19 protein-coding genes and 2 pseudogenes are annotated in these 18,891 nt (G+C 51.2%); 17 read left to right on the forward strand and 4 right to left on the reverse strand.

Annotated elements, in window-relative coordinates; all coding sequences use genetic code 11:
• Window positions 1-191: 191 nt before the first annotated feature.
• The gene (locus A3848_RS18445; RefSeq protein WP_074086372.1) at window positions 192-1,358 is read right to left on the reverse strand and encodes a copper amine oxidase N-terminal domain-containing protein; all 1,167 of its coding nucleotides are present in this window, start codon (window positions 1,356-1,358) and stop codon (window positions 192-194) included.
• A 203-nt stretch (window positions 1,359-1,561) separates the two neighbouring features.
• Between A3848_RS18445 and A3848_RS18450 the strand changes: the two genes are divergently transcribed.
• The 5 genes from A3848_RS18450 to A3848_RS18465 all read left to right on the forward strand — a co-directional run bounded on the left by A3848_RS18450 (window position 1,562) and on the right by A3848_RS18465 (window position 4,457).
• Window positions 1,562-2,134 (forward strand): GNAT family N-acetyltransferase, encoded by a 573-nt coding sequence (locus A3848_RS18450; RefSeq protein WP_074086373.1) that lies wholly within the window; start codon window positions 1,562-1,564, stop codon window positions 2,132-2,134.
• A 10-nt stretch (window positions 2,135-2,144) separates the two neighbouring features.
• Window positions 2,145-2,261 carry an HTH domain-containing protein gene (locus A3848_RS33570; RefSeq protein ID WP_143192171.1) on the forward strand — a complete coding sequence of 39 codons (117 nt, stop codon included), beginning with the start codon at window positions 2,145-2,147 and terminating at the stop codon, window positions 2,259-2,261.
• Window positions 2,262-2,467: 206 nt separating this feature from the next.
• Window positions 2,468-3,487, forward strand: a complete 1,020-nt coding sequence (locus A3848_RS18455) for an SDR family NAD(P)-dependent oxidoreductase (RefSeq protein ID WP_074086374.1) — start codon at window positions 2,468-2,470, stop codon at window positions 3,485-3,487.
• Window positions 3,488-3,569: 82 nt separating this feature from the next.
• Window positions 3,570-3,962, forward strand: coding sequence for a MerR family transcriptional regulator (locus tag A3848_RS18460; RefSeq protein WP_074086375.1), 393 nt, complete (start codon window positions 3,570-3,572; stop codon window positions 3,960-3,962).
• A 234-nt stretch (window positions 3,963-4,196) separates the two neighbouring features.
• The gene (locus A3848_RS18465) at window positions 4,197-4,457 is read left to right on the forward strand and encodes a hypothetical protein (protein WP_074086376.1); all 261 of its coding nucleotides are present in this window, start codon (window positions 4,197-4,199) and stop codon (window positions 4,455-4,457) included.
• On the opposite strand, the gene A3848_RS18470 is transcribed toward A3848_RS18465, so the two are convergent.
• The gene (locus tag A3848_RS18470; protein WP_074086377.1) at window positions 4,397-5,557 is read right to left on the reverse strand and encodes a glycosyltransferase family 4 protein; all 1,161 of its coding nucleotides are present in this window, start codon (window positions 5,555-5,557) and stop codon (window positions 4,397-4,399) included. The genes A3848_RS18465 and A3848_RS18470 overlap by 61 nt on opposite strands.
• Window positions 5,558-5,728: 171 nt before the next feature.
• Between A3848_RS18470 and A3848_RS18475 the strand changes: the two genes are divergently transcribed.
• Genes A3848_RS18475 through A3848_RS18495 form a run of 5 tightly spaced genes read left to right on the forward strand, consistent with a single transcriptional unit; the run spans window position 5,729 to window position 10,152 of the window.
• Entirely contained in the window at window positions 5,729-6,448 is a 720-nt protein-coding gene (locus tag A3848_RS18475; RefSeq protein ID WP_074086378.1) for a lantibiotic protection ABC transporter ATP-binding protein, read from the forward strand.
• Window positions 6,441-7,199 (forward strand): lantibiotic immunity ABC transporter MutE/EpiE family permease subunit, encoded by a 759-nt coding sequence (locus tag A3848_RS18480; protein WP_074086379.1) that lies wholly within the window; start codon window positions 6,441-6,443, stop codon window positions 7,197-7,199. The genes A3848_RS18475 and A3848_RS18480 overlap by 8 nt, the downstream gene beginning before the upstream one ends.
• A 2-nt stretch (window positions 7,200-7,201) precedes the next feature.
• Window positions 7,202-7,987, forward strand: coding sequence for a lantibiotic immunity ABC transporter MutG family permease subunit (locus tag A3848_RS18485; RefSeq protein WP_074086380.1), 786 nt, complete (start codon window positions 7,202-7,204; stop codon window positions 7,985-7,987).
• A gap of 20 nt (window positions 7,988-8,007) precedes the next feature.
• On the forward strand, window positions 8,008-8,694 hold the full coding sequence (locus A3848_RS18490) for a response regulator transcription factor (protein ID WP_074086381.1): 687 nt from the start codon (window positions 8,008-8,010) through the stop codon (window positions 8,692-8,694).
• Window positions 8,695-8,709: 15 nt separating this feature from the next.
• A complete protein-coding gene (locus A3848_RS18495; RefSeq protein ID WP_074086382.1) occupies window positions 8,710-10,152 on the forward strand; it encodes a sensor histidine kinase in 1,443 nt (480 codons plus the stop codon).
• A 127-nt stretch (window positions 10,153-10,279) separates the two neighbouring features.
• Here A3848_RS18495 and A3848_RS18500 read toward each other — a convergent pair whose 3' ends face one another.
• Window positions 10,280-11,260, reverse strand: coding sequence for a zinc dependent phospholipase C family protein (locus A3848_RS18500; RefSeq protein ID WP_074086383.1), 981 nt, complete (start codon window positions 11,258-11,260; stop codon window positions 10,280-10,282).
• 328 nt (window positions 11,261-11,588) lie between these two features.
• On the opposite strand from A3848_RS18500, the pseudogene A3848_RS33030 reads away from it, so the two are divergent.
• From A3848_RS33030 to A3848_RS18540, 7 genes and pseudogenes are all read left to right on the forward strand, one after another.
• Window positions 11,589-11,830, forward strand: a pseudogene (locus tag A3848_RS33030) (transposase); the annotation flags it as partial.
• A 397-nt stretch (window positions 11,831-12,227) separates the two neighbouring features.
• On the forward strand, window positions 12,228-13,070 hold the full coding sequence (locus A3848_RS18510) for an NmrA family NAD(P)-binding protein (RefSeq protein WP_074086384.1): 843 nt from the start codon (window positions 12,228-12,230) through the stop codon (window positions 13,068-13,070).
• A gap of 48 nt (window positions 13,071-13,118) precedes the next feature.
• Complete coding sequence (locus A3848_RS18515) at window positions 13,119-13,607, forward strand: PadR family transcriptional regulator (RefSeq protein ID WP_167374749.1); 489 nt, start codon at window positions 13,119-13,121, stop codon at window positions 13,605-13,607.
• A 523-nt stretch (window positions 13,608-14,130) separates the two neighbouring features.
• Window positions 14,131-14,903: pseudogene (locus A3848_RS31390) on the forward strand (IS5 family transposase).
• Window positions 14,904-14,928: 25 nt separating this feature from the next.
• Entirely contained in the window at window positions 14,929-15,345 is a 417-nt protein-coding gene (locus A3848_RS18530) for a VOC family protein (protein WP_074086386.1), read from the forward strand.
• A 410-nt stretch (window positions 15,346-15,755) separates the two neighbouring features.
• Window positions 15,756-16,544 carry a helix-turn-helix domain-containing protein gene (locus A3848_RS18535; RefSeq protein WP_074086387.1) on the forward strand — a complete coding sequence of 263 codons (789 nt, stop codon included), beginning with the start codon at window positions 15,756-15,758 and terminating at the stop codon, window positions 16,542-16,544.
• A 186-nt stretch (window positions 16,545-16,730) separates the two neighbouring features.
• The gene (locus tag A3848_RS18540) at window positions 16,731-18,524 is read left to right on the forward strand and encodes a methyl-accepting chemotaxis protein (RefSeq protein WP_178382037.1); all 1,794 of its coding nucleotides are present in this window, start codon (window positions 16,731-16,733) and stop codon (window positions 18,522-18,524) included.
• 159 nt (window positions 18,525-18,683) lie between these two features.
• On the opposite strand, the gene A3848_RS18545 is transcribed toward A3848_RS18540, so the two are convergent.
• On the reverse strand, window positions 18,684-18,891 hold a 208-nt coding region (locus A3848_RS18545; protein ID WP_178382038.1), incomplete at its 5' end, for a transposase.

The raw sequence follows: 18,891 nt of genomic DNA on the forward strand, positions 1-18,891 counted from the left end.
AGCTTGGGAGAAGAACTGTACCCTGATCTGGTACGGCATCATTGTTAGAATGGGTGGCGGAATTAAAGAGAACCACGGCAGGCGTACCAGACGCTTGCCGTGGTTTTTGTTAAAATCGGGTCTTGGAGGCCAATGATGCAGATTGCCGCTAGGGGTAGTGGAATGTGAATGCTTTGTTTGTTTGTATCTGGTTACTTTCCGCCCGGAAGGGTATAGGTATACACTTCATCCTTGTCGCCGGTGATATACCCGGTAAAGGTTAAGGTGTTGCCAGTCCGTCCGGTCAGGAAGATATTGTCTCCCGGGAACATCGAATCGACCTGCTCCAGCACCCGCTGCCGGTCTGCATCCACCAGCACTTTGTAGAGCGGGGTTTGTGCACCGGTGCTGCGGTTCACCAATGTCAGGAATCCTGTATCACCAGGACGAATTACCGCCACATCCGAATACCAGCCTTCGACGTTATAGTACACGGCAGGAGGGTTGCTTTTACTTATGCCCATCAGTTGGGGCAGATCTATGGTTTCAATTACATCCCCTGTCCCATCCTCGATGAGCCGCAAGGTGTGGCCGTCGTTCAGCAGCAGCTTGCCTCCGGACCATACGGCTGGCTCGCTGAAGGTGGAATGGAAACCTGTATGGGCCTGGCGGATAAGGGCAGCGTTCTTGAGGAGGTAGGTGAAATATTCCCGATAAATATGAGGCTCCCCGTAACTATTGCTGATGCGCAGCATGGTAAGTCCAGCCGGTGTCTGTTCAAATTTGAAGTGGACCAGATCCAGCCCGCTACCCAGGGAAGCAAGCTTGCGCTTGGGGCTGCCTCCAGTGGTGATGAATAGTTCGCCGGTATCCAGGGAAGCGGTGTAAACGGAACCTGCGTGGCTCTCGGAGTAGGCACGGTACATATGGAGTCCGTCCGCCAGGAGTTGCTGCGTTTGTGGATTCCAGCGGACGGTTTTACCCTCAAGAGCGGATACGATGAATTTTACAGGCACATAGAGCTGATGATTGAAGAGGTAAGGAGTGCCGCCGGTGTCAAGCTTTTTGCCATCGAGCACACCGGTGCGGCTTCCAACCTGAACGGTGAAGCTTTTCTCCCAGCCGCTGAAAACAGCTTTTTTACTGGAATTGTCCCACTTGAGTGCAAATCCTGCAGGCGTGATTATAGAAGCTGGCATATAGGTGACACCATTCTTGATTTGTCCATCCCCTGTCTCGCCGCTTGCGAGTGTGGAGTGATTGGTGAAGGTCAGCACGACCTGCACGGTTGCAGCCTTTTGGGCGGATACCGGAGCAGGGGATGCACCCGATAACAGCAGCAATGCAATTGCGGCGGGCAGAAGCATTTTTTTGGCCATATATGAAGTTCTCCTTTCAGGATGGGTGATGAGGTGAGAAACAGGCTTTAAGGTGTGCAAGTGTTCATATAGACGGCTTCTCCGCAGGAATGTTTCGGTAAAATATGGATTTAACAAGAAAATATATTGAATATTTTGGATCGCCATTGCTACTATTGTGGGGAGTTCTAATACGGTGAAGTAGGGATGAAGGGGACAAAACTATGGAAGTTCTGGAAACACAGCGTTTAACGATGAGAGGCTTCAAGCCGGAAGACTGGGAGGATTTGCATGATTATCTTTCCCGGGAAGAGGTGGTGAGGTACGAGCCTTACGGGGTTTTTGATGAGGAGGCGAGTAAGGCGGAGGCGCTTAGGCGCTCTACGGATCATGCTTTTTGGGCGGTATGCTTGAAGGCGTCCGGTAAAATGATAGGCAATCTCTATTTTCAGCAGCAGGAGCCGCAGGAGTTCCAGACTTGGGAGCTCGGCTATGTCTTTGGGAGTGGATTTCAGGGCCAAGGCTATGCAACAGAGGCCTGCCTAAGGCTGCTGGAATATGCATTCAGTGACTTGCAGATCCGCAGAGTAACTGCTCATTGTGATCCCCGCAACTATCACTCCTGGCAATTGCTTGAGCGGCTGCAGCTGCGCCGGGAAGGGCATTTGCTTCAGACAGGGTACTTCAAAAACGATATTGAAGGACATCCGCTCTGGCATGATACCTATGCCTACGGCCTGCTTGGAAGTGAATGGCTAAGCATCCAGCAGGCGGCTTCGGACAAGCAGCAGGCATAGCGGGAGAAAAATGGACCGTCTACTGGGGAAGGCAATCTATCTGCTGAACCGTGAAACGGTCAGTGCCCGGGTGCTGGCTGAGAATTTCGAAGTGTTGCAGCGTACCATTCAGCGTGATATCGATTGATTGCCCATCTAAGCGGTAGGATTAAGTAGATATGTACTGAAAATTACATTGAGAATGACACTTGCACATGAACAATTCCCCCTGGAGAATTCATGTGCTTTTGTTATGTGAGGAAGCTGCTCTGTTATTAATAAAATTATGGCTTGCCTTAAAGTGAACTTTAAGGAATATGATGATCCCGAACAAACGATATGGAGGGATACTACATGGAAGCACAAAAACATAATCATCGAACGGTACAAGCGCCGCTAGCAACGGGATTCGACGTCCAGACAACAGCCAAAGAAGTAATCGGCGGTCTGAACCTGACTGGTAAAGTAGCAATAGTTACTGGTGGATATTCCGGAATTGGCCTGGAAACCTCACGTGTGTTAGCCGAAGCGGGAGCCACTGTAATTGTACCGGCGCGGACACCGGAAAAGGCTATAGCTGCAGTATCCGGCATTCCCGGTCTGGAGCTGGAAGCCCTTGATTTGATGGACCCCGCTTCTATTGACAGCTTCGCCCAGCGGTTCATCGTTTCAGGCCGGCCGCTTCACTTTCTCATCAACAGTGCAGGGATAATGGCTGCACCCCTGGCACGTGATACGCGCGGCTATGAGTCGCAATTCGCCACCAATCATCTGGGGCATTTTCAGCTAACGGCCCGTCTCTGGCCTGCATTGAAACAGGCGGGTCAGGCCCGGGTCATCTCGGTCTCCTCCCGGGCGCATCGCCTGGGTGGTGTTGATCTCAGTGATCCGAGCTTTGAACGGCGGGAATATGACAAATGGAAAGCTTATGCCCAGTCCAAAAGTGCGAATGTACTGTTTGCAGTAGCTCTGGATGATAAAGCCAAAGCGTACGGAGTCCGGGCTTTCGCTGTCCATCCAGGCCTCATTCCTTCCTCGGGAATTGGCCGTTTCCTGGAGTCAGAAGAGGGGGGCGTGAAGCCGATCCAGACTCTTCAATCCGTCAAGGAGGAGGGGGGATTGTCTCCAAGCATGGAACAGCCTGACTTCATGAAAACTACGGAGCAGGGAGCTGCAACCAGTGTATGGTGTGCGGTTAGTGAACAACTTGATAGCCTGGGAGGCGTCTACTGTGAGGATGCTGATATTGCCGAAGCTGTTCCGGCAGACAGTGTGCAGGGCTCGGGAGTCTGGCCGTGGGCCGTTGACCGGGAGTCTGCTGGGCGGCTGTGGGTACTCAGTGAGCAGATGACCGGAGTGAAGTTCAATATCTGAGCCGTCTTGACGTAAAGTACACTTTAAGCCGTATACTAGGGGGAAACTGGATCACTGTAGTGGTCAGAGGGAAGTGGCTTACTTGGGAATCTCCATTAAAGAGGCTTCGGAGAAGCTGGGGCTGGCTCCGCATACCATCCGCTATTATGAAAAGGAAGGGCTGCTTCCAGCGCTTCAGCGGGACGAATACGGGAATCGGATATTTGAGGAAAAGGATCTGGAGTCTATTTCGCTCCTGAACTGTTTTCGGGTAACCGGATTACCGGTGGCCACTTTGAAGCAAATGGTAGACCTTACGCTTCAAGGCGATTCGACGATTCCGCAGCGTGCGGCCATTCTACGGGAATACAAGCAGGATCTGGTGCGTCAACAGCAGGAGCTGGACCGGGCTTTTGCCATTGTGAATATGAAGCTGTCCAAATATGACTTACTGGAGCAAGGACAGCTGGCTCCGCAGGACCGCATGGGACTCTAGTACTGAGGGGAGTGAAGTGGAATTAGTGAACTTAAATATGCTCAAAAACCTTCTGCTGAGGTGTTAGTGGGAATTAGTAGACTTAAACGAAGCAAATTCAGCTGTAAAGAGGGAAATAGGCCTATTGAAGTCTACTTTTTCCAACTAGCGCTTTCGGGAGAACAGGAGGCTTAGATCTAAATTCACTTTTTCCACTTAGGTCCTGCCTCTGCCCAGGGTTCAAGGAGGAATGGAATGACAGAGGAAGCACCGGCTTACCCGCCGGATGGGAAAAGCAAGGTACCCCGGTATCCCCAATCCAAAACGGCTGTGCTGTCCAGTGAAGGACGGCGCAGCCGTTTCTACATGCGTGATACACATAAAACCTTACAGCAGACATACATTCATCCATCCATCTCCCAGTGGAACCGGAGCAGGATTCTTCCGTTGCTCCCTCAGGCTGTGAATATCTTCGCTCTGGTCTTGATACGTCTGCTGTCGATCACTTCTTCATAATCGCGGATCAGGCCGTCAAAAATGTGTTCCCAGGAACGGCCAAGCGCCTGTCTTCGTCCTTCCATCCCCATGATCTCCCGTAGAATCGAGTTGTTGGCCATGCGGCATATCTCCTCAACCAGCGCTCCCGGATCATTCGGCTGAAACAGCTCGCCGTTAATCCCGGGCATCACCAGTTCCATAGACCCGCCTGCACCGGCGGCAATGACAGGCAACCCTGAGGCCATAGCCTCCAGAACCACGTTCCCGAAGGTTTCCGTGCTGGAAGGGAACACGAACAGATCGGCGGAGGCGTACAGCTCTGCGAGTTCCTCACCGTGCTTCACGCCGGTGAAGGTCACATTCCGGGGGGCCTGGGACCGCAGCTCGGGCAGTAAAGGGCCGTCACCGACCACTAGCAGGTGAACCCCAGCAGCAACAGATTCGGGGAGATGCCGTACAGCTTGCAGGAGGGTGGAGATATCTTTTTCCGGAGCAATCCGGCCTACATAGAGCAGTATCAGCGGTTCGGTGATTCCATAACGCTCCCGTACTTCAGCGGCATTGCGTTTGTCCGGAGAATACTGCCGGCAATCAATGCCTCTCGACCAGAGCTGCAGCCGCTCGAAGCCTTGCTCCTGCAGTGTGCGTATCGTTTCCCGGGATGGGGCAAACGTAGCATCGCAAGAGCGGTGGAACCATTTCATGTATTTCCAATAAAGGGGGACAATTCGGCGTACCCGGTAGTATTCCAGGTAACGGTCGAAATGGGTATGGTAGGAGGCAACATGAGGAAGGCCTTGCCTATGCGCATAACGGAGGCCGCACAGGCCAATGTTGAACGGGGTGGCCATATGCAGCAGATCTGGCTGGAAGGAATTCAGCTGGCTCTGAATCGAGGACATGCTGGGCAGAGCCAGCCTGCACTCCGGATACAGAAAAAAAGGAATGCTGGCGACAGGACGAACCGGATCGGGGTAGCTGCCTTCAGTGGCGGATTTGGGTGTAAACAGCAGATGCTCAATCCCCCGGCGGTTCAGGTGGCTGGTCAACCGGCCAAGCGTGCGGGCGACACCGTTGGTTTGCGGAAGAAACGTGTCCGTAAATAAGGCCAGGCGCATGGAATCCCTCCCTATGGTCTTCTTGCCCTGATCGTAACAGCCGAATATTACAAGGGAGTTAACCGGAGGTTAAACAATAACAGCGGACAAATAGTATTCGGGTAAACATTATCAAATCTTTATTTTCTCTTGTTAATCTGTCTCCACACAGAAATGAGAGGAAGAGATTAGATGCGGCCATATATTCTGGAGACAAGGCATTTGAGTAAACGGTTCAAACGGCAGCAGGCCGTGGCGGATGTGTCGCTGAAGATACCGAAAGGCACAGTATACGGACTTCTTGGACCCAATGGGGCAGGGAAAACAACTACACTAAAAATGATTACAGGACTTCTGCGTCCAAGTGAAGGGGAGATTCTGGTTGGGGGTAAGCCCTGGGAGAGACGGCATCTGGAGCGGATCGGGGCACTGATTGAAGCTCCTGCACTGTACGGCAACCTTACGGCAAGGGAGAACTTAATGGTTCATGCGAAGCTGCTGAGACTGCCTGCGCAAAGGATCGAAGAGCTGCTGGGCACAGTGGATCTGCAGGAGACACGTTCCAAAAAGGCGTCCCAATTCTCGCTCGGGATGAAACAAAGACTCGGTATAGCGATTGCCTTGCTGAACCAGCCGGAGCTGTTGATTCTGGATGAACCGACGAACGGACTCGACCCGCTGGGCATTCAGGAGCTGAGGGAGCTGATCCGTTCCTTCCCTGGGCAGGGAATCACGGTGATTCTCTCCAGCCACATTCTGTCCGAGGTGGAGCAGATCGCCGATCATATCGGCATTATTAGCGGTGGACGGCTGGGCTATGAGAGCGAAATCCATACAGGCGAGGATCTGGAAGCGCTGTTTATGCAGGTCGTTGCCCGAAACCGGGAACAGGCGGGTGTGCAGCATGCTTAATATCCTTCAATCAGAGCATTTGAAATACAAACGCAGCTTTTCGGTGAAGCTGGTTTGGGCTGCCCCGTCGTTCTTTGTACTGTTCGCGCTCATTGCCCTACTGTACATTCCCAAAGGACAGAGCTTGCCAGGGGAACTGTTCCTCAGCATGGTTTTTAACTGGTGGCCGTTTATTTTCGTGCCGCTCGGCACAGCGCTGCTCTGTGCACTGGCCGAGGTTAGGGAACGCAAGGCCGGCCATTACCGCAGCTTACGCCTGCACAATATCCGTCCCGGGTTACTGTGGATCGGCAAAATCATGGTGCTTGCTTACTATTTGCTTCTGTCATCACTGGGAACCATTGCTGCTGCTCTGCTTGCAGGTCTGCTGATAACGGATGGAACCCTTCCTGTGGAAAAGGTAGTATATGCCAGCCTGCTCACTTGGCTGGTCTCATTAAGCCTGATTCCTCTGCAGCTCATGGCTGCTGCCTGGAAAGGAATGGCCGCATCTATCGGGCTGGGTGTTGCAGGCATGTTCGCTGGTGTCCTTGCCGCACCTGGTCCCCATTGGCTCTATGTGCCCTGGAGCTGGGCACTGCGGCTGATGTGTCCGGTAGCCGGAGTTCATCCAAACGGCGTCCCGCTTGAAACTGGGGACCCCCTGCTGGACACCTCGGTTATTCCAGCGGGAATTGCCGTTTCACTGCTGTTTTTTGCGGCCAGTTCCTGGCTAACAGGAGTATGGTTTGACCGGAAAGAGGTGAAATAGTCATGCTGCTGCGATTAATGGCCTCGGATTGGCTCAAAACAAAGCGGACACCAGTCCGCTGGTTGACAGGGATGGCAGTTCTGGGCTATCCTGCGCTTCTATTATGGTATTTCGCCCGCCCTGTTCGTACATCGGAACTTCCGTATAAGATTCACCACGCCTTTTTCCAGTCTGCTAGTATAGTTCTGCCTGTCGGTATAGGTTTGTTGGCCGGACTTCTTGCTGCCCAGGAAGAGAACGCCGGCCATTTCAACGGCCTGCTGGGGCAGAGTGCGCCCAGAACGCTGATCTATCTTGGCAAGCTGCTGCAGCTGATTCTGCTGGTTGCAGTATTCCTTTTTGGTTCCATGCTGGTGCTGCTCCCCGGGATGCGGTATATTCTTCAACTGGAGCATCCTGGAGCAGGAATCTTCCTGCTCAGCGGTCTGCTTGCGCTTGCGGGCAGCTTGGCCTTGTGCGTACTACATCTGTATCTGGCGCTGGCTTTCGGGCTGGGCGCTTCTGTTGGAGCAGGGGGAGCGGGTCTGCTGGTGGCTGCCATCATAGGCACCACTTCCATAGGTGATGCCATATGGCCCTACGTACCCTGGTCCTGGCCTGCCCGGCTTGCCGGGCTTCCCGGCCTGGCTATGCCAGGGGTATCACTGCCGGATGGCTTCCAGTTATCAGGATTCCTGCGGGACAATCTGGTTCGGGGTCTCGTTCCAGCCTGTATGGTATTCATGCTTGTGACCGCTTGTAGTATACTATGGTTTTGTAGATGGGAAGGCCGTGACAGCTACGAATAGCGAAGGGCAGGAGGGATGAATTGAGCAGAATTTTGATCATCGATGATGAAGAGGCCTTGGTTCAACTGCTCACAGATGAGCTGGAGGCCAAGGGGTATGAGGTGCTGTCCGCTTCTGACGGGATTGAAGGTGTCCGGCAAGTGGAGCGTGAACCGGATTTGATCATCCTCGACATTATGATGCCGGGGATGAATGGTTTTGAAGTCTGCCGCAGCATCCGAGACCAGATATGCTGTCCGATTATCTTCCTGAGTGCCAGACAGTCGGAAGCGGACCGGGTCCGCGGACTGACGCTGGGCGGAGATGATTATGTGATCAAGCCGTTTGGCCTCCGCGAGCTGATGGCCCGGATCGAGGGGAACCTGCGGAGAGAAGAACGGTCACGGCAAAAGCCGCAGCAGTACAACCGGCTGCGGTTTGGCAAGCTGGAGCTGAGTCTGAAGGAACGGCTGGTCAGCGTAGCAGGGGAGCCGGTCACACTGACACGGCGGGAATATGATATCACTGAGCTGCTGGCGCTGCATGGCGGCCAGGTTTTTTCACGCGAGCATATTTACGAGAAAGTCTGGGGTTATGATGCCGAAGGAGATGCATCGACCGTAGTTGAGCATATCAAGAAGATCCGGGCCAAGCTGGCCGCGGCCGATCCCTCCGGCGATTATATCTCTACGGTATGGGGAATCGGCTACAAATGGATCATTCACTAATCAAGGAGCTGCCGTATGAACAAAAAACCGCTTAAGACCCAGTTTCAACTGGCCTTCACCTATATTATCCTGACTAGCGTGGTAGCGACGGTGATCACTTATGCTCTGGCTGCGCTGCTCTTTATGCGGGTGGAGAATAAGCTGGTGTATCCCGCCAATCATTATGAGAAACGCCTGCCTGCCATCGAAAGCTATATTCTGCAGAAACAAACAGAGCTGCTTGCCTCATCCGCCAGACCGGCGCTGGAAGCGGCGATTCCGGGTGAGGGCATCACCTACCAGGTGGTGGACGGGAATGCGGACATCTTATATGGCACACTGGATAATGTGCGTATTCACAGCAGAACGGAGCTGTACAAGCTACTGAATACTACGACGGGTATTCAAGGCAGATATGTGCGCACGGTGCCGGTCATTGACGCGGAAGGCACAGTCAAAGGTGCGGTGCTGCTGTCCTACGCACTGAAGCCTACTTATGTGAATGAATCCGGCAACATGTGGATAACGGTGATTTTTATCGGTGCATTGGTGTCGCCGTTCCTCTATATTCTCTTATTCTCGCTGTTATTCTCGCGCCTTGTTGCCGGCAATATCAACAAGCCGCTGCGCCTGCTGATGGAAGCCGCCCGCAAGATTAAAGAGAAGGATCTCGACTTCGAAATTAGCTATCATTCGGATAATGAGCTGGGCCAGCTCAGCAGTGCTTTTGCCGAGATGAAAACGGAGCTTGCGAGCTCCCTGTCGGCACAATGGCGGATGGAGCAGGAACGGGTGGAGATGGTCGAAGCGCTGGCACATGATCTCAAGGCTCCGCTCTCCATCATCCGCAGCTATGCCGAAGCGTTGATTGACTCCGGGGACCCGAAAGACGGGAAGCTTCTTCGCTATCTTGGGGTGATCCGGGAGAATGCGGACAAAAGCAGCGAACGGGTGCGGCAGATGCAGTATACATCGGATATGGAAAAGGCGGGTTCCATACTCCATCCCGAGACTTTTGAGCTGGCACCGTTTCTGGACCGCAAGATCACGGCTTACTCGCTGGAGGCTGGCCGGAAGGGCGTTGAAATCGTTCTGAGAATGGGGGAGGCTGCAGGAATATCCCTGCACACCGACCCGGAGCTTCTAGAGCGTATTCTCGACAATGTGGTGATGAACAGTCTGGAATATACGCCAGGCGGTGGCTCCATTTCTGTGGCGGTTACCGTGCACGGCAGCCGCATCTGTTACGAGGTCTGTGATACCGGACCCGGATTTAGCCGCAGAGACCTGGAGAAGGCTGTTCAGAAATTCTACCGGGGGGATGACGCCAGGGGCAGCAGGGACGGGCATTCCGGGCTTGGTCTGTATATTGCAAAGCAGCTTGCAGCGAAGCTGGGCGGCGAGATCCGGTTGAGCAACACACCCGGGGGTGGAGCATGCGTGGTTATAGAGCATGAAGACGGCAGGATGAACGGTTAAGGTGAATGGAGCGGGTCATAGTTTCGATAAACAAACAAAACAAGCAAAGCAGCTTTTCTTTTATAGAAGAAGCGCTGCTTTGCTGTCCTGGGATATGCTTTAAGGAAATCGGAGGTTGCTTTGATTTTCAGGATATAATTCCTGCTTCCCAGATCGGTTCGGCATACCTGTTCTTAAGATTGCTGCTGCACTCTTTGCCTGTATCATAGGAACGGTCGCCCAGCACCAGCTTGAACTGCTCCAGCGCCCGGGCGCCTTCAGCCGGCACCGTGCTGTTCAGCCACGAAGCCAGAGCCCGCAGCACCGTCCGTCCTTCTGCAAGCGCCTCCTCCCACAGGTCCCAGACACTTTCGGTCCGGACTTCGGAGTAGAGTGCAGAATGCCGCCACTCCCCGTGTTTTTCGTTCAGATAATCGAGCTTCTCCTCGGCTGGGGACAGCTGCTGTGAAAACAGGCGGCGGGCTTTGCCCCTCAGCAGGGATTTCTTCCAGCCCTTGGGATCGAATAAGCATTTATGCGCCAAAATCATGTCCAGGTACGCTTCATGCCAGATTTCAGCGGGAAGGCGCCGGGTTTCGGGATACCAGTCAGATGCGGTTTCATGCAGAATGGTATGGATGGGGGCGGGCAAGTGGGAGCCCACATTGATTTTTTTCCAGGCGGCATGCCGCCACGTATCCAACTGTCTCAGCCGCTTCATGAACAAGGTGTCGAGGACAATCTCAAAACGCTGGTGATTGCGGTGCTTGTAGCCCGCTTTCCAGTTGATGTAGGGATGAAGGTTGCGGTCCAGCAGATGGTGGGTAAGGAAGCCGAGAAAGTATTGCTGCGTCTCCTTCAGCTCGTCGGCGGGAAGGGCCAGGGCTCTCTGCCAGAATTCGATCAACACCGGACCGCAATTCTCCGTATGCATGAGATCGCCGAGCTGAAGCGCCCGGGTATCTTTTTTCCAGGGCAGAAAGCTGTGGTACAGCAGGAAATCCGGTCCCTGGCAGCCGAGCTGGTACAGCTCAGGACGGGATTTCATCTCCGTAAGAAAAGGGAACTCACCGCGGAACTCTTCCGCTAGCTGTTGCCCATACTCCAGATGCATCCAAATGTTAGGCATTCATTTCACCCCTCAGATCGTTGATATCTTCAGCATACAGAATTCGTGTAAAAAGAGATGGAATAGTACTCGTGCGGATTGTAATACTCATGATTTCTTCTTTCTTTCAGGTTACTCCTCACCCGAAACATTTTCAATAAGCCGTCTGCAGTAAGTTCATCGAGCCCGATCAACGGCATGGGACAAACAGCAATCGGGAAGAATTACTTCCTGTCCTTTCAAGTTATAATCGAGCGGTAACACTACAAATACTTGCAGAGGTGATTAGAATGTGTCTGAAAACTAAATAACATGGTAAGATTTGGGGAAAACGAATGGAGCGTCAAGTATGATTCAAAGACGGTACGAAATAAGCGATGAACAGTGGGATCAAAATTAAGGGGATGTTTCCACCCTACCGAACAGGACGTCCGTCAAAATTAAGTGAACGAACCATGTTAACGCTTTTCTATGGATCGCTCGAAATGGTGCTGCTTGGCTCGATTTACCGGAGAACGCTATGGTCCATGGAAAACGGTCTACAGTCGCTTTTGCAAGTGGCAAGATACCGGACTGCTTGTTGAGATCTTTCAGGCTTCCCCAGATAAGAATGCCATCTTTCCGCCCGCGACCACTCGAGTTTAACGCGCAAGCCTTTGGCGGCTTTGGATTTCGTCATGTATAGGTGGCTCATCTGACTGACACAGCCTCAAATCCAGTTCGTGTACCTTGGCCCGTGCTTTTGCCTCCGGCTTCCTTCAGATCTACCTCACGGTGAACACCCTTGCCTTTGACTAACGGTAGGCGCTCGCCAGCCCTCGTTCAGGACTTTCACCCTAGAGATGACGCCCATGCTGGGCGTACTTTCAGAACATAGTCCCCTGGGGCTGTGTTCTTTGTATAATATCCCTTGCTATATTAGTCTAATTAGACTATATTTTGATTTGTGGTCTAATTAGACTAATATATTGGAAAAGAGGTCCTTATAATGCTATTTATTACTGGAGCAACTGGAACCGTTGGAAATCGGGTTGTAAATTACCTCAAGCTTAAGGATGTCAAATTTAAAGCCCTCACCCGAACACCTGAGAGGCTGTTAACAGATCGGACAGATCATATGATTGTCGTCACCGGCGATATCAAGGATTGCAGCGCCTGGTCAGACAGCCTGCGCGGCGTTGAGACCTTATTCCTGATCCTGCTGGATGATGCCGAAGAGATTCTGCAGGCTGCTCGGGCTAAGGGCGTCCGGAACATTGTGTTCTTATCCTCAGCTTCCATTAACCGGTCGGATGCCGGTTACAACGAGAATGCCCTTAAACATAAAAAGGTCGAGGATCAAATTAAGGCGTATGGCTTTCAGTATGTTTTTATCCGGGCCGAGGCCTTCATGCACAACACCATTTACTGGAGGGACCTTTTTAGATACAATAAGGGGAAAATCCGGTTACCGGCCCTTGAGGCTAAGCTGGCCAGTGTGCATGAAACAGATATTGCAGAAGTTATCAGTGTGGTTCTAACCGATTTTGGCAAATTCTCCGGGCAGGTCTTGACGCTTACAGGGGCGAATATTCTTAGCCAGAGGAACATATTGACCGAAATCTCTAAGCAACTGGGACAATCGCTTGAACTGGAAGAGCAGACGATCGGGGACTTCCGTTCGTATATGAAGAACTACATTGCTGAAGAGTATATTAACCTTAGAGTCCAGGATTGGGAGTATACAGTCAAGCATCAGCTCGGCGTGACCGGCACGGTGCTGACGATTCTTGGCCGGGAGCCTTATACGTTTAGAGAATGGATCGCTGAGCATCTCCGTGATTTTCAATAATCGATAGAAAGAGGAATTATTATTATACCCTTATTAATACTGGGTCTGTTGAAGGATTGCGGACAATCCAGCGCTTATGAATTGTTGAATGTCTTCAAGGAACGGGATTACAGGTATCTTGTTCATATGACGAAGGGATCGCTGTATTACAACCTGCAGAAGTTAGCGGAGGAAGGCTTGGTCCAGCTGGTTGAAGTCGTTAGCGTTAACAACTATCCCGAACAGTACATCTACGAGATTACACCGCAGGGCAACGAGCATTTCACAGCGCTCATGGCCAAATATTCGCTGCAGACGGACGATATTACGTTAGCCTTTTATATGACCACGCTGTTTGCCCACCAATATGATCCTGGGCAATTCAAGTCGGCCGTAGCGGTGCAGATGGAGCAGACACGGCGCAAAATTGCTGAAATTGATCATGTGCTGGATGCCAAGCAAGACAGGATCTACGATACTGCAAAGTCGATGATGAATAATGTCAGAGCGCACCATGAATTGAACCTAAAATGGTTTCAGGTGCTGCTGGAACAGTAGGGCAGCGCACTCCCGGGGAAGATGAATTGAATATTGGTATACGAAGCGCAAACCCCCTTGTATCTGCTGAATGCCGCAGATACAAGGGGGTTTTTTGCGTAAAAAATCTGATTTTTTTTTGATACAAATGCTGGAAAAATGAAAAGAACTACCGGAAAAAGTCTGAAATTTAAATACGCCATTATTATTATTGAATAGACAAGATAAACACCATGTGAAAAAAAAGCACTAATAATCTCGATGATAACAAATCAATTGACATTAAATCTATTTTAAATCTATTCATTAAATCGCCAGTTTCATTATTCCGAAAAAAAGACGGCGTTGAAACGTACGGTGCTTACGGCTTGGAATGATTGAGTTCGCTTACTTCTCTTCCAGCGGTGCGATAATTTTATCGGTATCGTATTCCCGGTCGGCCATGACGTTTTTGCCTTCGACGTCCATTTTCTTCAGGATTTCGTAACCGGTCACACAATAAATAACATGGTAAGACTTGAGAAAAACGAATGGAGCGTCAAACATGATTCAAAGACGGTACGAAATAAGCGATGAACAGTGGGATCAAATTAAGGGGATTGTTTCCACCCTACCGAACAGGACGTCCGTCAAAATTAAGTGAACGAACCATGTTTAACGCTTTTCTATGGATCGCTCGAAATGGTGCTGCTTGGCTCGATTTACCGGAGAACGCTATGGTCCTGGAAAACGGTCTACAGTCGCTTTTGCAAGTGGCAAGATACCGGACTGCTTGTTGAGATCTTTCAAGCCTTTAGGTCGAACCTGACTTTAAAAACTTGAGCATTGATTCGACATCCGTCAAAGCCCATCAACATAGTGCCGGTGCTAAAAAAACATTGAAGGCCACGAAGTAAATCAGCACATCGGCGTCAGTCGTGGCGGAAAGACAACCAAACTTCACACCGTCGTCGATGGATTAGGAAATCCCCTCGCTTTTCTTCTGACGGGTGGTCAAGTCTACGATTCCGTTCCAGCGATTGATTTACTTCAGAGGCTTGAAATTACAGGAAGCCCTATTCTTGGCGACAAAGCCTATGGCTCCGAAGCGATTCGAAATTGGATTACAGTTAAGCAGGCATCCTACACCATCCCCACTAAAGCGAATAGTCAAAACCCGTAGAAAGTCGATTGTTATCGGTACAAAGAACGCCACTTAGTGGAGTGCCTTTTCAATAAAATCAAACACTTTCGCCTGTGGCTACTCGTTACGACAAGTTGGCCAAGTCATTCTTGGCGTTTGTATATGTAGCTGTCATCTTCAAATTGACTCAATGAGGAGTTTTCAGACACGTTCTAGAGAATGGGATTTCAGGCAGGCCAGCTTTTTGTGAATTTGCCGGTAAATGATCTGCAGGCTTCGATTAACTTCTTTACCGCACTTGGTTTCGGGTTCAACCCACAGTTTACGGATGAGAACGCGACATGTATGATTCTCAACGACAATACGTTTGTCATGCTGCTGACTAAAGAATTCTTCAAAACCTTTGTTTCCAAAGAAATCGTCGACACCTCCAGCCACACTGAAGTGATTATGGCTTTCTCCGCATCCAGCAGGGAAGAGGTGAACGAGCTGGTGGATAAGGCGCTGGCCGCAGGCGGCAAGAAGTATAATGACCCGATTGACCACGGTTTTATGTACAGCTGGAGCTTTCAGGACATCGACGGTCATCTATGGGAGTCCGTGTATATGGAAGAGGGCACACCGGAGCAGGCATAGATCACGCATGTAAAGAGAATTACCAAATAGGACAGGCAGGTTTCCGGGTAGCTGGAGCCTGCTTTTTTTTGTATAGGAAATGATACTGTGTAAAAAACTGTGGATAACTCCAATTGAAAAGTGAGAGGGATAAACGTGAAGTAGACCGGGGGGAACGAAATGAACTAAACGGGCCTAAGAGGAAATACCTCTGATCTAACCGTCAACGGGCTAGCGGGCAGAACAGGAGGTAGAAATACCCTTGAATTGGAAGCAATGCCGTTACCTGCGGCAATAAGATGCTGCATTCACCCGATAAGGTGAGTTTGTTCTGATGCAACAGCAACAGAAAGGTTCCAATTCATTTAAATTTGTGATATCATTTATGCGAACTTACGTTCTTAATATCTTCCCGAAGAAGGGTGGACCTTATGGTGACAGAACGGTTTGCAGAGATTGATGGAGTTATTGCCTACATTCATGAGCATATGTATGATCAACTTCCGCTGGAGCGTCTGGCCCGTTATGCCGGATACAGCCCGTATCACTTTGTACGCATCTTCAAGGAGCGGACTGGTCTGTCTCCGCTGTACTATGTGTCCTCTCACCGCCTGCAGCGGGCGAAGGATATGCTGCTGCGCACGGGCCTTACGGTCCGTGATATTTCGCTGGAGATTGGCCAGCAGAGCCTCGGGACCTTCACTTCCCGTTTTGCTGCCCGGGTGGGTATGTCTCCGGCGGAATTCCGCAATTCCGTGCCATATGCCGGAGATCAGATGAGCTCGTTAAGGAAGCTGCGGGATTGGAGTTTTTCGTACCCGATCAGCCGGATGCCTTCTTCTGTGCACGGGACGGTATCTGCTGAGGCTCCTGTTGACGGGGTGATTCTGATCGGCCTCTTCGCCAAACCTATTCCCGAGGGACTGCCGCTGTACGGTACCTTGCTCTCCTCCCTGGGGCATTTTCACTTTGAACATGTGGCTCCCGGGACCTACTACCTGCTTGCCACCTCCATATCATGGGGAACACACACGCTGGATTTCCTGCTTCCGCATACCACACTGCGTACCCGGTCGAAGACTCCGATCCATGTCGTACCAGGTTCTCTGGTCCCGCATCAGCCGGTGACCCTCCATCCTCCCAGGCTGGATGACCCGCCGATTCTCATCTCGCTGCCGCTGCTCATGAACCGCTTTTTGAACCGGATCGCGGTTATATAGCAATCGCTGCAAGCGCCCTTCTGTTAACATTTTCGCAACAATTTCTTTACGATTCCCATACAAAAGTTAGGAGAGCAGTTAATATCCAGCTTCTACAATGAGTGTGTTAGTAAAATATACCTATTGTATTTTGAAGCTTGATATGAAGGGATGATTCGCTTGAAGGGACAACGGCTGCACTTTTCTATGAAATGGAAGCTGATTTTAAGTTTCTCCGCCATTACGCTTATTTTTCTGGGGGTGGCCCTGTACCAAGGGAATAAGATCGGGCAAGTGGAGCATTCCATGGAAAAGCAAAAGACTGAGATGGAAAAACGGATTACCGTCTCAACGGTTACCCAGTTGCTGCAGGAGCTGAACCGTGCAGAGACAGCACTTGCCGAATCAAGTGATCTGGAACTGGCTGATGATTTTAAGGACAAGCAGCAGCAGCTTACCGCTGAATTGGCCAAACTTAAATTTGAGACAGATACACCCGCCTCCCCGATCCTGGGACTGCTGCGAACCCAGGCTGGAGAATATAACGGGATTTTTGATCAACTGATTCAGACTATGGGTAACAACAGTCTTGACCCGTTAGCGGTTCTGGAACAAATAGATAACTTACATACGAAGGCGCTGGCACTTAGCCAATCTATGCTGGAGACGAACGGCAAGCTGTATGCCGCAGCTGCGGATAATGCCGAGCAGGCACAGAATCATTCTTTTCTCATGCTGGAGGACACGATTTCCATCATCATTTATGCAGCAGCCGGAGTGTTCCTGTTCACGCTGCTGCTTGGCTGGCTGCTGATCCGTTCTTTCGTAACCCCGGTCAGCAAGCTTCAGGCAGCCCTGCGGGAGATTGCGGATGGTGATTTGCGGCAGCAGATTAACTCACCCTATCATGATGAGCTTGGACGGTTGAGCCACCATTTCGACCATATGGTGTGCCGGGTCCGCGATATGCTGCGGCAGACGATGACTGCGGCTTCTTCCCTTGCAGATTATTCACATTCCTTCCAGCAGTCATCTGTCATCACTGCCCATACCAATCAGGAAATTCTCCATACGATCCAGGAAATATCCGTCGGGGCGGGGCAGCAGGCGGAACAATCTGAACATAGCACATTGCTGCTGGAGGAGCTGGAGCTCGGGGTTCATGAGATTACGGATTACACCGATGGGATGCTCTTAACCAGCGAAGCGGCGAATCAGAATACACGCAAAGGCTCGGAGACGGTAACTGCTCTCCGGCAGACTTCTTATCATTCCCGTGCATCCATCACCAAGGTGTATGAAGCACTGGACAAGCTCGTTCAGCAGTCCGGTGATATTTCTCGAATCACCCGGTCCATTACGGAAATTTCCAAGCAGACGAATATCCTGTCCCTGAACGCCGCCATTGAGGCAGCCCGGGCAGGGGCGTCGGGCAAAGGTTTTGCCGTCATCGCCGATGAGGTACGGCACTTATCCGTACAGACGAACGAATCCTCTATCCATATCAGCCGGATGATTGGCGATCTGCAGGACAGTATGGCGGATGTTCAGGAATATATGCTGGAAACCCAAAAAAGCCTGGAGCAGCAGGACCACCAGGTGGAACAGACTCTTGCTTCTTTCGAGGCCATTGACGAATCCATTACCGGTATCAGCCACCAGATTGGACAAATTCACCAGAAGGTGGAGCAGACCCGGAAGATCAACACCCGGCTGGCAGATTCTGTACATTCCGTAGCTGCAGTGGCTGAACAGACTGCTGCAGGTGTGCAGGAGGTCAATGCCTCCAGCACCCAGCAGGATCAAGCGATCCGTGACATTGCCCGGCAAGCGGTGGAGATCAATGAAATTTCACAGCATTTGTTCCGGGAGATTCATGTGTTCAAAATCGAAGAAGAGACCGGAGCAGAAGCCCCGGTCGGTCGGTTAATAATTATGGATGAAAAATCCAGAGCAGAGAATGTGGAGGCATCAAGCCAGCTACTCGCGATGGCCGAGTGAGGCATTACGTTCACTTACCAGTTCCAGGACCAGCTCCGGGAACCACTCTGCAAGCTTCAGAAACGGGAAGGGGCTGTCCCATAAGTGGATTTTCTATGACTTAGACAGCTTTCTTCATTCTTAAGACCTCAAAAAGTGAGCAAAGCAGCGATTCTCCCGTTATTGGAGGATCGCTGATCTGCGTTTTTGATCATTGGCAGCTTGCTTCAGCAGATTATGAGCAAGGGAAAACCACCCGACTTCAAGCGTCACTTTTCCCATGCCGCGAAGCAGAAACCTCCGGAAGCCCCGGTTGTTCTTCAGTTGTCCAAACACGCTTTCTGGTTCTGTCATTCGGCGGACGGCCAAGGCATAACCTTCTTCACTC

The sequence above is a fragment of the Paenibacillus sp. P32E genome, assembly GCF_001909085.1.
GTDB classification, from domain to species: Bacteria; Bacillota; Bacilli; order Paenibacillales; family Paenibacillaceae; genus Paenibacillus_AQ; species Paenibacillus_AQ helianthi.

Bases quoted from the DNA above. Each gene is read 5' to 3' on its own strand.
- A3848_RS18445 (WP_074086372.1), bottom strand. From the start codon at position 1,358: ATGGCCAAAAAAATGCTTCTGCCCGCCGCAATTGCATTGCTGCTGTTA.
- A3848_RS18450 (WP_074086373.1), top strand. From the start codon at position 1,562: ATGGAAGTTCTGGAAACACAGCGTTTAACGATGAGAGGCTTCAAGCCG.
- A3848_RS33570 (WP_143192171.1), top strand. From the start codon at position 2,145: ATGGACCGTCTACTGGGGAAGGCAATCTATCTGCTGAACCGTGAAACG.
- A3848_RS18455 (WP_074086374.1), top strand. From the start codon at position 2,468: ATGGAAGCACAAAAACATAATCATCGAACGGTACAAGCGCCGCTAGCA.
- A3848_RS18465 (WP_074086376.1), top strand. From the start codon at position 4,197: ATGACAGAGGAAGCACCGGCTTACCCGCCGGATGGGAAAAGCAAGGTA.
- A3848_RS18470 (WP_074086377.1), bottom strand. From the start codon at position 5,557: ATGCGCCTGGCCTTATTTACGGACACGTTTCTTCCGCAAACCAACGGT.
- A3848_RS18475 (WP_074086378.1), top strand. From the start codon at position 5,729: ATGCGGCCATATATTCTGGAGACAAGGCATTTGAGTAAACGGTTCAAA.
- A3848_RS18480 (WP_074086379.1), top strand. From the start codon at position 6,441: ATGCTTAATATCCTTCAATCAGAGCATTTGAAATACAAACGCAGCTTT.
- A3848_RS18485 (WP_074086380.1), top strand. From the start codon at position 7,202: ATGCTGCTGCGATTAATGGCCTCGGATTGGCTCAAAACAAAGCGGACA.
- A3848_RS18495 (WP_074086382.1), top strand. From the start codon at position 8,710: ATGAACAAAAAACCGCTTAAGACCCAGTTTCAACTGGCCTTCACCTAT.
- A3848_RS18500 (WP_074086383.1), bottom strand. From the start codon at position 11,260: ATGCCTAACATTTGGATGCATCTGGAGTATGGGCAACAGCTAGCGGAA.
- A3848_RS18510 (WP_074086384.1), top strand. From the start codon at position 12,228: ATGCTATTTATTACTGGAGCAACTGGAACCGTTGGAAATCGGGTTGTA.
- A3848_RS18530 (WP_074086386.1), top strand. From the start codon at position 14,929: ATGGGATTTCAGGCAGGCCAGCTTTTTGTGAATTTGCCGGTAAATGAT.
- A3848_RS18535 (WP_074086387.1), top strand. From the start codon at position 15,756: ATGGTGACAGAACGGTTTGCAGAGATTGATGGAGTTATTGCCTACATT.
- A3848_RS18540 (WP_178382037.1), top strand. From the start codon at position 16,731: ATGAAATGGAAGCTGATTTTAAGTTTCTCCGCCATTACGCTTATTTTT.